General features: G+C 72.4%; 11 protein-coding genes. 6 read left to right on the forward strand and 5 right to left on the reverse strand.

Going from position 1 to position 12,298, the window contains the following annotated elements; translation table 11 throughout:
• Positions 1-65: 65 nt before the first annotated feature.
• Positions 66-770, reverse strand: coding sequence for a copper chaperone PCu(A)C domain-containing protein (locus IE260_RS14350; protein WP_189871683.1), 705 nt, complete (start codon positions 768-770; stop codon positions 66-68).
• Between the two features lie 699 nt (positions 771-1,469).
• On the opposite strand from IE260_RS14350, the gene IE260_RS14355 reads away from it, so the two are divergent.
• The 6 genes from IE260_RS14355 to IE260_RS14385 all read left to right on the forward strand — a co-directional run bounded on the left by IE260_RS14355 (position 1,470) and on the right by IE260_RS14385 (position 8,334).
• On the forward strand, positions 1,470-1,952 hold the full coding sequence (locus IE260_RS14355) for a CarD family transcriptional regulator (RefSeq protein WP_003953493.1): 483 nt from the start codon (positions 1,470-1,472) through the stop codon (positions 1,950-1,952).
• 275 nt (positions 1,953-2,227) lie between these two features.
• A complete protein-coding gene (ispD, locus tag IE260_RS14360; protein WP_189871684.1) occupies positions 2,228-2,983 on the forward strand; it encodes a 2-C-methyl-D-erythritol 4-phosphate cytidylyltransferase in 756 nt (251 codons plus the stop codon).
• On the forward strand, positions 2,973-3,482 hold the full coding sequence (gene ispF / locus IE260_RS14365; protein WP_189871685.1) for a 2-C-methyl-D-erythritol 2,4-cyclodiphosphate synthase: 510 nt from the start codon (positions 2,973-2,975) through the stop codon (positions 3,480-3,482). The genes ispD and ispF overlap by 11 nt, the downstream gene beginning before the upstream one ends.
• Positions 3,483-3,694: 212 nt before the next feature.
• Positions 3,695-5,095 carry a cysteine--tRNA ligase gene (cysS, locus tag IE260_RS14370; protein ID WP_189871686.1) on the forward strand — a complete coding sequence of 467 codons (1,401 nt, stop codon included), beginning with the start codon at positions 3,695-3,697 and terminating at the stop codon, positions 5,093-5,095.
• A 110-nt stretch (positions 5,096-5,205) separates the two neighbouring features.
• On the forward strand, positions 5,206-6,147 hold the full coding sequence (gene rlmB / locus IE260_RS14375) for a 23S rRNA (guanosine(2251)-2'-O)-methyltransferase RlmB (RefSeq protein WP_189871688.1): 942 nt from the start codon (positions 5,206-5,208) through the stop codon (positions 6,145-6,147).
• Between the two features lie 435 nt (positions 6,148-6,582).
• The gene (locus tag IE260_RS14385; protein WP_189871690.1) at positions 6,583-8,334 is read left to right on the forward strand and encodes a DoxX family protein; all 1,752 of its coding nucleotides are present in this window, start codon (positions 6,583-6,585) and stop codon (positions 8,332-8,334) included.
• Positions 8,335-8,420: 86 nt separating this feature from the next.
• Here IE260_RS14385 and IE260_RS14390 read toward each other — a convergent pair whose 3' ends face one another.
• The 4 genes from IE260_RS14390 to IE260_RS14405 form a co-directional block, all read right to left on the reverse strand.
• The gene (locus IE260_RS14390; RefSeq protein ID WP_189871692.1) at positions 8,421-9,155 is read right to left on the reverse strand and encodes a nucleotidyltransferase family protein; all 735 of its coding nucleotides are present in this window, start codon (positions 9,153-9,155) and stop codon (positions 8,421-8,423) included.
• 60 nt (positions 9,156-9,215) lie between these two features.
• The gene (locus tag IE260_RS14395; protein WP_189872123.1) at positions 9,216-9,674 is read right to left on the reverse strand and encodes a hypothetical protein; all 459 of its coding nucleotides are present in this window, start codon (positions 9,672-9,674) and stop codon (positions 9,216-9,218) included.
• A gap of 243 nt (positions 9,675-9,917) precedes the next feature.
• On the reverse strand, positions 9,918-11,057 hold the full coding sequence (gene msiK, locus IE260_RS14400) for a diacetylchitobiose ABC transporter ATP-binding protein MsiK (protein ID WP_189871694.1): 1,140 nt from the start codon (positions 11,055-11,057) through the stop codon (positions 9,918-9,920).
• A 132-nt stretch (positions 11,058-11,189) separates the two neighbouring features.
• The gene (locus tag IE260_RS14405) at positions 11,190-12,233 is read right to left on the reverse strand and encodes a helix-turn-helix transcriptional regulator (protein WP_189871696.1); all 1,044 of its coding nucleotides are present in this window, start codon (positions 12,231-12,233) and stop codon (positions 11,190-11,192) included.
• Positions 12,234-12,298: the final 65 nt, after the last annotated feature.

The raw sequence follows: 12,298 nt of genomic DNA on the forward strand, positions 1-12,298 counted from the left end.
GGTCCCGCCCTTCCTTCGGTACGTCCTTCGGTACGCCCCGGGGCGCGTCAGGCCGCGCGTCCGGCTCAGTGGCCGGCCTCGGCCTCCTGCGACGCGGCGTCGTCGGCGGGGGCGGTCGACGTGTCCGTCCCGTCGTGCGCGCCGTCCGACTCGCCCTCGGCCGGCGCTCCGGAGGTCTGGCCGTCGGCCGGCTCCCCGCTCGCCTCTCCGGTGGCCTCGTCGGCCGGGGTCGCCGACGCGCCCGGCGCGGCCGGGATCTCGCTCGGGCCCCACGAGGAGAAGTAGCTCTCGGCGGGGACGACAAACGCGCGCAGGGTCACGTCACCGGTCTTGCTGAAGCTGAAGGTGACCTTCTGGGCGTTGCCGTCCTGGATGGCCTCGCGGCTGCTGGGCAGCACCGCGGAGGCGTTGTCCTTGCCGCCGAGGACGAGGGAGCCGCCGGCCGGGACGGTCAGGCCCTTGCTGCCCTCGGCGGGCTTCAGCTCGGCGGACTTGCCGGTCCCGTCCACCGTGATGGACTCCAGCGTCTGGTCGGTGGTGCCGGAGTTGAAGAAGGTGGCGGCGACCACGGCCGGGCCGGTCGACTCCAGGTCGGGCTGGGTGATGACGACCGCGTTCTGGATCTTGATGTCGCCGACGGTCGTCGCCGCGTGGTCCGGCTGGATCTGCAGGGTCTGGGCGTTGTGGCCGGCGCCGCACGCGGCGAGCGAGGCGATCGAGAACGCGATGGCGGCGGCGGCGAGGGCGCCGCGTCGAAGGCTGCGGCTCACGGCGGCGGCAACTCCTTGACTCGAGCGAGGCGGCGGCCACGGAATAAAGCCGCCCTAAGTGTCTGTCAGCGGCCTTAGGTTACCGAGCCGTTCCTGGGCCGCCGCACCCGACCCTCCCCCAAGGCGGTCCGCTTCGCTCAGCAGGCGGTAGTCCCGGGGCCGCCGCCGGGTCTTCCGGCGCTCCCGCACCGGGCCACTCGGGCACGCGGTCCCGGCGCTCGGTCCTTCAGTGACAGATGAGACTCATGAGTCACATTGGAGCCCGCACCGGTCCGTCATTCACATAAGAAGCCTTCCGCAAGAAGCCGCCCGGGGAATTTTCCGTGAAGGAATGCGCGGGCACGCGGACGGCCGCAGAATTGATCACCGAGACGCGGCTCGCGGCGCGCCGTGATCAATTCCGGATTCGTCCGGAACCCCGCCCCGGCCACCGAACGGAGTAGCGGAAGTCGCACGCCTGGAACCGGACATATGGGGATGTTCGGCCGCTCGTGTGTACCTCCGGATGCGTGTAACGTGCGCGTTTCCCCTGCCCCGAAGAGCCGCTCCGACCTGCGAATACCTTCTTCCGCTCGGCCGTCGCAGCACGTTCCTGTTGCTGTTGTCAAGCCCCGAGATATGCCCTGACCTGCGAAAACGCCATTCAGAAGACGCCGTATCCGTGTTACCCTGGATAGCCACGGAAGGGGTACCTGTCACATGACGTTCAAGGTTGGCGACACCGTGGTCTATCCCCATCACGGGGCCGCGCTGATCGAGGCCATCGAAACTCGCCAGATCAAAGGCGTGGACAAGACCTACTTGGTGCTGAAGGTCGCCCAGGGTGACCTGACGGTGCGTGTGCCAGCGGACAATGCGGAGTTCGTCGGCGTGCGTGATGTGGTCGGTCAGGACGGGCTGGACCGGGTCTTCGAGGTGCTGCGCGCGCCGTATGCCGAGGAGCCCACGAACTGGTCGCGTCGATACAAGGCAAACCTGGAGAAGCTCGCCTCCGGCGATGTCATCAAGGTCGCGGAAGTCGTACGTGACCTGTGGCGTCGCGAGCGCGAGCGCGGACTCTCCGCCGGTGAGAAGCGCATGCTCGCCAAGGCCCGCCAGATCCTGGTGAGCGAGCTGGCTCTCGCGGAGAACACCAACGAGGACAAGGCCGAGGCCCTGCTCGACGAGGTTCTCGCGTCCTGACGTGCGGCAGTGCCCGCTCGGTTCACGCTGAAATGCCGCGGTGCCCGATGACGTCTCCCCGTCGCCGGGCGCTGCGGCATGTTCGTACCCGGACGCCGTCCGCAGGTCCACTTCCGACCGTCCGCTTCGAGGCTCCCCCGAACCCCGATACTGGGCGTGCCGGGCCCGGGCAGCTTGCTCGACCAGCGTCACGGAAGGGTCCGGTCAAGGCGTCGCGCCCGGCACTTCCCAGGCCATACCCACGCCAGGCCAGCACACAAACCTGACAGGAACCGATGTCTGACGATTCGCGACCCGCACCGGCCGCGGCCGCCCGCACGGCCGTCGTCATCCCGGCCGCCGGCCGGGGCGTACGCCTCGGCCCCGGCGCCCCGAAGGCACTCCGCTCGCTGGGCGGCACGCCCATGCTGATCCACGCGGTCCGCGCGATGGCCGCCTCCCGCGCGGTCTCCCTGGTCGTCGTCGTGGCCCCGCCCGACGGTGCCGCGGAGGTCAAGAGCCTGCTCGACGCGCACGCGCTGCCTGAGCGTACGGACTTCGCCGTCGTGCCCGGCGGCGAGTCGCGCCAGGAGTCCGTGCGGCTCGGACTGGAGGCACTGCCTCCCGGCTACGACATCGTCCTCGTGCACGACGCGGCCCGGCCGCTGGTGCCGGTGGACACCGTGGACGCCGTGATCGAGGCCGTCCGCGACGGGGCCCCGGCCGTCGTGCCGGCGCTGCCGCTCGCCGACACCGTCAAGCAGGTCGAGCCGGCCGCCGTGCCGGGCGCCCCGGAGCCGGTGGTGGCCACGCCGGAACGCGCCCGGCTGCGCGCGGTGCAGACCCCGCAGGGCTTCGACCGGGCGGCGCTGGTGCGCGCCCACGAGACGGTGGCCGGCGACGTCACCGACGACGCGAGCATGGTCGAGCAGCTCGGACTCACCGTCGTCGTGGTGCCCGGGCACGAGGAGGCCTTCAAGGTCACCCGCCCCCTGGACCTGGTCCTCGCGGAGGCCGTACTGGCCCGCCGGAGGCTGAACGATGGCTTCTGAGACCGACCACGCCTCCCTCCCGCCGCTGCCGCAGGTCGGCATCGGCACCGACATCCACGCCTTCGAGGACGGCCGCGAGCTGTGGTGCGCCGGTCTGAAGTGGGAGGGCGAGGGGCCGGGGCTGGCCGGGCACTCCGACGCGGACGTCGTGGCGCACGCCGCGTGCAACGCGCTGTTCTCCGCGGCAGGACTCGGCGACCTGGGACAGCACTTCGGCACCGGCCGCCCCCAGTGGTCGGGCGCCTCCGGTGTGACGCTGCTGACGGAGGCCGCGCGGATCGTGCGCGAGGCCGGCTTCCGGATCGGCAACGTCGCGGTGCAGGTCGTGGGGCCCCGGCCGAAGATCGGCAGGCGCCGGGAGGAGGCGCAGGAGGTGCTTTCCGCGGCGGCCGGGGCGCCGGTGTCGGTGTCCGGGGCGACGACGGACGGGCTCGGCTTCCCCGGACGGGGAGAGGGACTGATGGCCGTGGCCACGGCGCTGGTGGTGCGGGTGGCGTGAGCCGGGGGAGCGTGGGCGCGGCGCCCGCCGCGCCGCCGCCCCCGGACCCCGGGCTGTGCGCACCCGCCACCCGGCTCCGGCCGGCCGGAAGGGGGCCCCGGTCCCTCCGACCCGGGCCGCGCCCCGCAGGTTCGGCCGTGCGTGGGTCACGAATGCATGGACGCCGGGCCGGTGGGCCCATGGCACTGCCCGGCGCCCACTACCCTGGACACGTGACGATTCGCCTGTACGACACCAGCGCCCGGCAGATCCGTGACTTCGCCCCGCTCACGCCCGGGTGTGTCTCGATCTACCTGTGTGGCGCCACGGTGCAGGCCGCCCCGCACATCGGGCACATCCGGTCGGGGCTGAACTTCGACATCATGCGCCGCTGGTTCGCCCACCGCGGCTACGACGTGACGTTCGTCCGCAACGTCACCGACATCGACGACAAGATCATCAAGAAGGCGGGCGAGCAGCACCGCCCCTGGTGGTCCATCGGCTACGAGAACGAGCGGGCGTTCAACGACGCCTACTCCGCCCTCGGCTGCCTGCCGCCCACCTACGAACCGCGGGCCACCGGCCACATCACCGAGATGGTCGAGATGATGCGCGGCCTGATCGAGCGCGGACACGCCTACGAGGCCGAGGGCAACGTCTACTTCGACGTGCGCTCCCTGCCCGGGTACCTGTCCCTGTCCAACCAGGACCTGGACGACCTGCGCCAGCCCGAGGGCGAGGGCGAGACCGGCAAGCGGGACCCGCGGGACTTCGCCATGTGGAAGGCGGCCAGGCCCGGGGAGCCGAGCTGGGAGACGCCGTGGGGCCGCGGACGGCCGGGGTGGCACCTGGAGTGCTCCGCCATGGCCCACAAGTACCTGGGCCGGGAGTTCGACATCCACGGCGGCGGCATCGACCTGATCTTCCCGCACCACGAGAACGAGATCGCGCAGGCCAAGGGCTTCGGCGACGCGTTCGCGCGGTACTGGGTGCACAACGCCTGGGTCACCATGAGCGGCGAGAAGATGTCGAAGTCGCTCGGCAACTCGGTGCTCGTGAGCGAGATGGTCAAGCAGTGGCGGCCCATCGTGCTGCGGTACTACCTCGGCACCCCGCACTACCGCTCCACCATCGAGTACAGCGAGGAGTCGCTGCGCGAGGCCGAGTCGGCCTTCGCCCGTATCGAGGGCTTCGTGCAGCGCGTCACCGAGCTGGCCGGGGGAGCCGTCGAGCCCGCCGCCGAGGTGCCGCCCGCCTTCGCCGAGGCGATGGACGACGACCTGGGCGTCCCGCAGGCGCTCGCCGTCGTGCACACCACCGTGCGGCAGGGCAACAGCGCGCTGGCCGCCGACGACAAGGAGGCCGCCGTCGCGCGCCTCGCCGAGGTCCGCGCCATGCTCGACGTGCTCGGCCTGGACCCGCTCGCCCCGCACTGGGCCGGCGAGAACGACCGCGGCGAGGAGCTGCACGGCGTCGTGGACGACCTCGTACGCCTCGTCCTCGACCAGCGCGAGGCCGCCCGGGCCCGCAAGGACTGGCCCACCGCGGACGCCATCCGCGACCGGCTCGGCGAGTCCGGTCTGGTCATCGAGGACAGCCCGCAGGGACCCCGCTGGAGCCTCGGTTCCCGCTGACCCACCCCGATCACGGAAGATCGACTGTGCCGCCCGGCCCTCCGGGCGGCACACTGCATAAGACACAAGGCATACGCACACTCCCGTAAGAGAGCGGAGACAGGTAACTCATGGCCGCGAACAACCGCCGCATGTCCGGCAAGAAGGGCGCGCAGGTCGGCAGCGGCGGCAAGCGGCGCCGGGGCCTGGAGGGCAAGGGACCCACGCCCCCCGCCGAGATGCGCAAGGGACACGCCAAGCAGCGCGCCGCCCAGGCGAAGGCGCGCCGCGCCACGGGACGCGCGCCGCAGCGGCGCGGCGGCGGCCGCTCGACGTCCGAGCTCGTCGTCGGCCGCAACCCCGTCGTCGAGGCGCTGCGCGAGGGCGTGCCCGCTTCCACGCTCTACGTCCAGCAGTTCATCGACAACGACGAGCGGGTGCGCGAGGCGCTCCAGCTCGCGGCCGAGCGCGGCGGCATCAACCTGATGGAGGCGCCGCGTCCCGAGCTGGACCGGATGACCAACGGGCTGAACCACCAGGGTCTGGTCCTGCAGGTCCCGCCGTACGAGTACGCCCACCCCTCCGACCTCGCCGACGCCGCCTACGACGAGGGCGAGGACCCGCTGATCGTCGCCCTGGACGGCGTGACCGACCCGCGCAACCTCGGTGCGGTCGTCCGGTCCGTCTCCGCCTTCGGCGGCCACGGCGTCGTCGTGCCCGAACGGCGCGCGGCCGGCATGACGGCGGGCGCGTGGAAGACGTCCGCCGGTACGGCCGCCCGGACGCCGGTTGCCCGTGCCACCAACCTCACGCGCGCGCTGGAGGCGTACCAGAAGGCCGGGATCGTGGTCGTGGGCCTCGCCGCCGACGGTGAGGTCGAACTCGGCGACCTGGAGGCCCTGGAGGGACCCGTCGCCATCGTCGTCGGCAGCGAGGGCAAGGGCCTGTCGCGGCTGGTCGGCGAAACGTGCGACTTCCGGGTGCGGATCCCGATGCCGGGTGGTGCGGAGTCGCTCAACGCGGGTGTCGCGGCCGGAATCGTCTTGTACGAGGCGGCTCGGCGACGGGCCTGACGGCCGCGGGTGCGGTCCGGCGCGGCCGTGTGAGGACGGCAGAGGGAGGGGCGTGCGACTTCCGGCCGCGCGTCCCGATGCCGGGTGGTGCGGAGTCGCTCAACGCGGGTGTCGCGGCCGGAATCGTCTTGTACGAGGCGGCTCGGCGACGGGCCTGACGGCCGCGCGGGTGCAGTCCGGCGCGGCCGTGTGAGGACGGCAGAGGGAGGGACGTGCGACTTCCGGCCGCGCGTCCCGGTGCCGGGTGGTGCGGAGTCGCTCAACGCGGGTGGCGGCGGGGATCGTCCCGTACGTGGCGGACACGTCGCCGATCCTGAACGGGTGTTCGGGGTGGTAGCCCACACGGGGTGTTCCGGGCGGTCCGGACAAGTTTGACGGGGTCCGGACAGATCCGGCGGGTCAAGGCAGTGTCCTAACGACACGTCACTCGGTTAGATGAGTGTGGACACCAGAACACCCCGCACACCCACGGGGGACCGCTCGTCGACGATCGACGACGCTCCCGCGCTGAGCACGGTGAAGGTGCCGAGCGATCCGGCCCAGGTGATCGTCAGTCACGCGAGCTTCCGCGTGCAGCTGGGTGCCTCCGCGCGGCGGACCCGATCCCCGCGTATCGCGCGGCACTTGAGCGCCACCCAGGACACCGCCCGTATCCCCGTCGTCGGCGCCGCCGCGGGGGCCGCCGCCACCTCGACCGGCCGCCGGCGCCCCGTCGTCTGGAGCGGCCGGTCCGACCCGGACGACACCGGCGCCCACCGGCTGCTCCAGGCGGTGCGGGCCGGAGCCGGCCGCCATCCCGAGGAGCCGGCCGCCGATGCCGGAGCCACCCAGGTCATCCCCCGCATCGCCGTCGACGGCGGCGGCCCGGGCGGCGACGGCCACACCGGGTACACCGGTTACGACCCGGGCTACGACGGCTACGACGGATACGACGGCGAACCCACCCAGCCCCTCGAGACCCCCGTCCTCGGCGCCCAGCGCGGCCCGGTCCCCGACGGGACCCGGCTGCTGCCCGCCATGCGCACCGTCGCCGGCGCCTACGACGAACCCGCCTACGTCGACGAGGACTTCGACGCCGCCCCCGCCTACGACGACGGGTACGCGGACGAGACCGCCCCGCGCGCCAAGCGCCACGCCGCCGACGACCGGCACGCCTACCACCCCGGCCGCCGCATGAACCTCGGCGTCGTGCTGCTGCCCCTGCGCGTCTTCCTCGGCTTCATCTCCGTCTACGCCGGCATGGGCAAGCTCTGCGACCCCGTCTACTTCGACGGCGGCGAACGCGGCTCCATGGTCAAGTGGCTCAACACCCTGCACCCCTGGGACGTCGCCGAGCCGCTGCGTCAGTTCGCCCTCGCCCACCCCGTCGGGTCCGGACTCGTCATCGCCTTCCTCCAGGTCATCGTGGGCGTCCTGACGGTCCTGGGCTGCTGGCAGCGCGTCGCGGCCGTCATCGGCGCGGGCCTGTCCGCCGCGCTCCTGATCACCGTCAGCTGGAAGAGCGTCCCCGTCTACGACGCGCCGGACATCATCTACCTCGCCGCCTGGTCCCCGCTGATCATCGCCGGTGCCCCCGTCTACTCCGTCGACGGCCGGCTCGCCGGCAGCGCCTGGCGTCGCCTCGGTCCCCGCGCGGACATCTGGGACCTGCGCCGCTACGTGCTGCGCCGCGGCGCCCTCATCACCTTCCTGGTCACCGGCGTCACCCTCCTCGTCGGCTCGCTGCTCGGCGGTGCCGTCCGGGACGCCGACCGGGTGGTCGTCCCCGGTCCCGGCGAGTCCCCGCGCAACGAGCTCCCCGGCTCCCCGCTCCCCGAGGAGCCGGGCGAGCGGCAGCGGACGACGCCGGAGGCCTCCTCCTCACCCAGCCAGGGTGCCTCCTCCGGCGCGGCCACCCCCTCCGCGGACGCCGCGTCCTCCCCGGGCGCGACCGAGGGCAGCAGCAGCACCGCGACCGGCAGCGCCCCCAGCCAGACCCAGGGCACCGTCGGCCAGGCTCCGCCGGAGCAGACCTCCCCGGACGAGCAGGCCCCGAGCACCAGCGCGGGACCGACCTCCGGCGGTGCCACCGCCGGTGGCGGCAGCGGCGGCGGCGGCTCGACCGGAGGCACCGGCACCGGCGGGGACGGCGGTTCCTCCTCCACGGGCCGGCCGGGCGGGCGTCTGGTGGGCGGCCTCCTGGGCTAGCCGCCCACGCCGGGTCACGGCCCGGCACGACGACGGGGCCCCGCACGTCATCCGTGCGGGGCCCCGTTTCGTCGACCGTGTCGCGCTCAGCGGCCCTGGGCCGCCAACTCCCGTGCCGCCTCCGTCAGATCCTTCGCGGTGTCGATCGCGCGCCAGTAGGAGCCCTGCGGAATGGGGAAGCCGGCCAGCCGGCGCTCACGGGCCAGGTGCGGGAACGTCGTCCGCTCGTGGTCCCCGCGCTCCGGGAGCATCGCGGCGAACTCGGGCGAGAAGACGTACACGCCCGCGTTGATCTCGAAGGTCGAGGGCGGCGCCTCTATGAAGTCGGTGATGTGGCCGAAGCCGTCGGTCTGCACGGCGCCCCACGGCAGGCGCGGACGGGCCAGGGCGAGGGTCGCGACGGCGTCCCGCTCGGTGTGGAAGTCGGCCATGTCGCGCAGTGAGAACCGGGTCCAGATGTCGCCGTTGGTGGCGTACCAGGCCCGGTCGGGGTGGGGCAGGTGCGCGGCGGCGTACTTCAGGCCGCCGCCGCGGCCGAGGGGCTCGGTCTCCACGACCGTGGTGACGGACAGAGGCAGATCGGCGGTCTCCAGCCACTTCTGCAGAACCTCGGCGAGGTGGCCGCACGAGATCACCACGTCCGTCACGCCCTCCTCGGCGAGCCAGACGAGCTGATGGCCGATGATCGGAGTCCCGGTGCCCGGGATCTCGACCATCGGCTTGGGCCGGTCGTCGGTGTAGGGACGCAGCCGGGAACCCTGTCCGCCGGCCAGGACGACGGCTTGAACGGGGCGGCGGGACGCGGCGTTCGGATCGGTCATGCCCGAACTGTACGTGGCGCTCCCGGCCGGCCCGCAGTCCTGCCGCCTCGCGGCCCGCGCTCAGCGGTGCGCGGCCAGGACGCCCGAGGCGAAGGCGGTGTCGCAGACGGGGCGCGCGTACGACTGGGCGCGCGTCGGGCCGTACACCCGTACCGCGGCGCGGCCGAGGGAGCGGGCGATGGACGCGCAGTGCCTGGCCAGCGACGGGCGGTCGTGGACGGCCTGCTGGAGGTGGGTGAGGGCGACGCCCGGGTCCTCCTCCTGCAGCTCGGTCAGCAGCCGGTCGCGCAGCACCTCGTGCGGGGCTCGGGCTGCCGCGGCACGCGAGGAGGTCTCGGAGGACGAGGCGTCCGACGCGGTGAGCACCGAGTTCGAGGGGGTCCCCGACCAGTTGACTCGGGTGACGGCCAGGGTCCCGGAGAGCACCAGGACGACGGGCAGGACGAAGGCGAGGGAGCGGCCGATCCGGCGGGCGGGGCCCCGGCCGCGTCGCGTCTGTGGGGTGGCGGAGTGCTTCACGGAGTGCTTCACGCGAGTGAGGGTAGCGTCCGGTAATGATTTGGCGACATTTAGTCACCGGTTCGGGGGATGAAGAAGGGTGCTGAAATGGGTAGGGGGTTGACGCACACCGCTCGAAACGTCCGTTGTGCCGGGGTATTTGTCGACAACGGAAAGGGCCCCGCAGCAGGCTGCGGGGCCCTTCTTCGTCAACACGGGTGAATTCACCCGTTACGGGGGTGTAGGACCACGCCGGGCCGCGGTCTACCGGTCGGAGAGACGCTCACCCGTGGAGGTCGAGAACACGTGCGTCTCGCCCGGGCGCGGCACGACGTGCACGGTCGCGCCCTTCTCCGGCACCGAACGGCTGCTGACGCGGACCACCAGGTCCTTCGTCTCGCCGCCGACCTCGACCGTGCCGTAGATGTACCCGTCGGCGCCGGTCTCCTCCACGACGTTCACCGAGACCGCCAGACCCGCCGGAGCCTCCTCGGAGTCCTTCGTCAGGGACGCGGACGCGCCGCCGTTCAGCTCCACCACGTCGAAGTGCTCGGGGCGGACGCCCACGGTGACCGTGCGGTCGCCCTTGTCGGTGGCGGCCTGCAGGGCGTCCCGGCTGACCGGGACCACGCTGTTGCCGAACTTCACGCCGCCGTCGGTGATCGGCACCTCGACGAGGTTCATCGCCGGGGAGCCGATGAAGCCGGCGACGAAGAGGTTCGCGGGCTTGTCGTACATGTTCCGCGGGGTGTCGACCTGCTGGAGCAGACCGTCCTTCAGCACCGCCACCCGGTCGCCCATCGTCATGGCCTCGACCTGGTCGTGGGTGACGTACACGGTGGTGATGCCCAGACGGCGCTGGAGGCTGGCGATCTGCGTACGGGTGGAGACACGCAGCTTGGCGTCCAGGTTGGACAGCGGCTCGTCCATGAGGAACACCTGCGGCTCACGCACGATCGCGCGGCCCATCGCGACACGCTGGCGCTGACCACCGGAGAGCGCCTTCGGCTTGCGGTCCAGGTACTGGGTGAGGTCGAGGATCTTCGCGGCCTCCTCGACCTTCTGCCGGATCTCCGCCTTCGGCACGCCCGCGATCTTCAGGGCGAAGCCCATGTTGTCCGCGACCGTCATGTGCGGGTACAGCGCGTAGTTCTGGAACACCATGGCGATGTCCCGGTCCTTCGGCGGCAGGTGCGTGACGTCGCGGTCACCGATGCGGATGGCGCCGCCGTTGACGTCCTCCAGCCCCGCCAGCATCCGGAGCGAGGTCGACTTGCCGCAGCCGGACGGGCCGACCAGAACGAGGAACTCGCCGTCCGCGATCTCGATGTCGAGACCGTCTACCGCGGGCTTGTCGGAACCCGGGTAGATCCGGGTCGCCTTGTCGAACGAGACAGTGGCCATGGTGAATGGGCCCCCTTCTACCGGCAGGAACGTGCCGGACGATCCGTTGTAGGAAGGTGGTGCCACGACGGGAATCCCGTGGTGGTGTCCGTGGATGTTCACTTGTGGTGTAGTCCACACGAGTGAACTGGGTCAGGACGGTACCTGGCGTTCACCTGGTCTGTCAGTACCTGCGGACGTGTGAACTTCGCCGAAATTTTCGAGACGACCCGGCGTCGCGTACCGGTCCGCCAGCACCGCCACCGCCTCCGCGACCGCGCGCCGCAGCCCCTCGGGACCCAGGACCTCGGCCTCCGTGCCGAGCCGCAGCAGGTCCCCGACCGCCACGGCCCGGGACTCCACGGCGATCTCCACCTCCACCCAGCCCTCCCGGTCCGGCGGCCCGGCGCTCTGCGCCGCCCGGACGCCCGCCGCACCGAACTGCATCGGCAGCAGCCGCCGCGCCCGCGGGGAGATCCGCAGCCGTGCGGTCTCCTGGCGCAGCGCCGCATCCAACTCCCGCGACGACTCCTCCCAGTAGGCGGCCAGGACGAAGTCCGCCGGCCGTTCGAAGCTCTCGCCCGTCTCCTCCAGCGCCCGGAAACGTGACACCCGGTAGGTGCGTACGGCCTCCTGCGCGAGCGCCGCGACGTACCAGATGCCCCCCTTGAGGACGAGCCCCAGCGGGCGCAGCTCGCGGTGCACCTCACCGCCCCAGCGCAGGTACCGCACCCGCAGCACCCGCTGCTCCCACACCGCCCGCGCGATCGCCTCCAGCCAGGGCACCGGATCGGCGTCGCGGAACCACGCCGGAGCGTCCAGATGGAACCGCTCCTGCACCCGCCGCCCCTGATCGGCCAACTCGTCCGGCAACGCGGCCCACAGCTTCAACTGGGCCGTCGCCAGTACCGCGCCCAGCCCCAGCTCCCGGGCCGGCCCCGGCATCCCCGCCAGGAACAGCGAACCGGCCTCGGCATCCGTCAGCCCGGTCAGCCGGGTGCGGTACCCGTCCATCAGCCGGTACCCGCCGGCGGGCCCCCGGTCGGCGGTGACCGGCACGCCCGCCGCGCCCAGCGCCTCGACGTCCCGGTAGACCGTGCGCACCGAGACCTCCAGCTCCGCGGCGAGTTCCGGCGCGGTCATGCGGCCCCGGTTCTGGAGCAGCAGGAGCAGGGAGAGGAGCCGGTCGGCACGCATGGAGGCCATTGTGGCCGCCACCCCGCCGTACCTGACAGAGGGTGTCAGGTACGGCCTCCAGGCTG

Origin of the sequence: Streptomyces viridiviolaceus (genome assembly GCF_014650995.1) — a bacterium.
GTDB classification, from domain to species: domain Bacteria; phylum Actinomycetota; class Actinomycetes; order Streptomycetales; family Streptomycetaceae; genus Streptomyces; species Streptomyces viridiviolaceus.

What these genes read in the sequence shown, in the direction of transcription:
- IE260_RS14355 (WP_003953493.1), top strand. Translation starts at nt 1,470, where the DNA reads ATGACGTTCAAGGTTGGCGACACCGTGGTCTATCCCCATCACGGGGCC.
- ispD (WP_189871684.1), top strand. Translation starts at nt 2,228, where the DNA reads ATGTCTGACGATTCGCGACCCGCACCGGCCGCGGCCGCCCGCACGGCC.
- ispF (WP_189871685.1), top strand. Translation starts at nt 2,973, where the DNA reads ATGGCTTCTGAGACCGACCACGCCTCCCTCCCGCCGCTGCCGCAGGTC.
- rlmB (WP_189871688.1), top strand. Translation starts at nt 5,206, where the DNA reads ATGGCCGCGAACAACCGCCGCATGTCCGGCAAGAAGGGCGCGCAGGTC.
- IE260_RS14385 (WP_189871690.1), top strand. Translation starts at nt 6,583, where the DNA reads ATGAGTGTGGACACCAGAACACCCCGCACACCCACGGGGGACCGCTCG.
- IE260_RS14390 (WP_189871692.1), bottom strand. Translation starts at nt 9,155, where the DNA reads ATGACCGATCCGAACGCCGCGTCCCGCCGCCCCGTTCAAGCCGTCGTC.
- msiK (WP_189871694.1), bottom strand. Translation starts at nt 11,057, where the DNA reads ATGGCCACTGTCTCGTTCGACAAGGCGACCCGGATCTACCCGGGTTCC.
- IE260_RS14405 (WP_189871696.1), bottom strand. Translation starts at nt 12,233, where the DNA reads ATGCGTGCCGACCGGCTCCTCTCCCTGCTCCTGCTGCTCCAGAACCGG.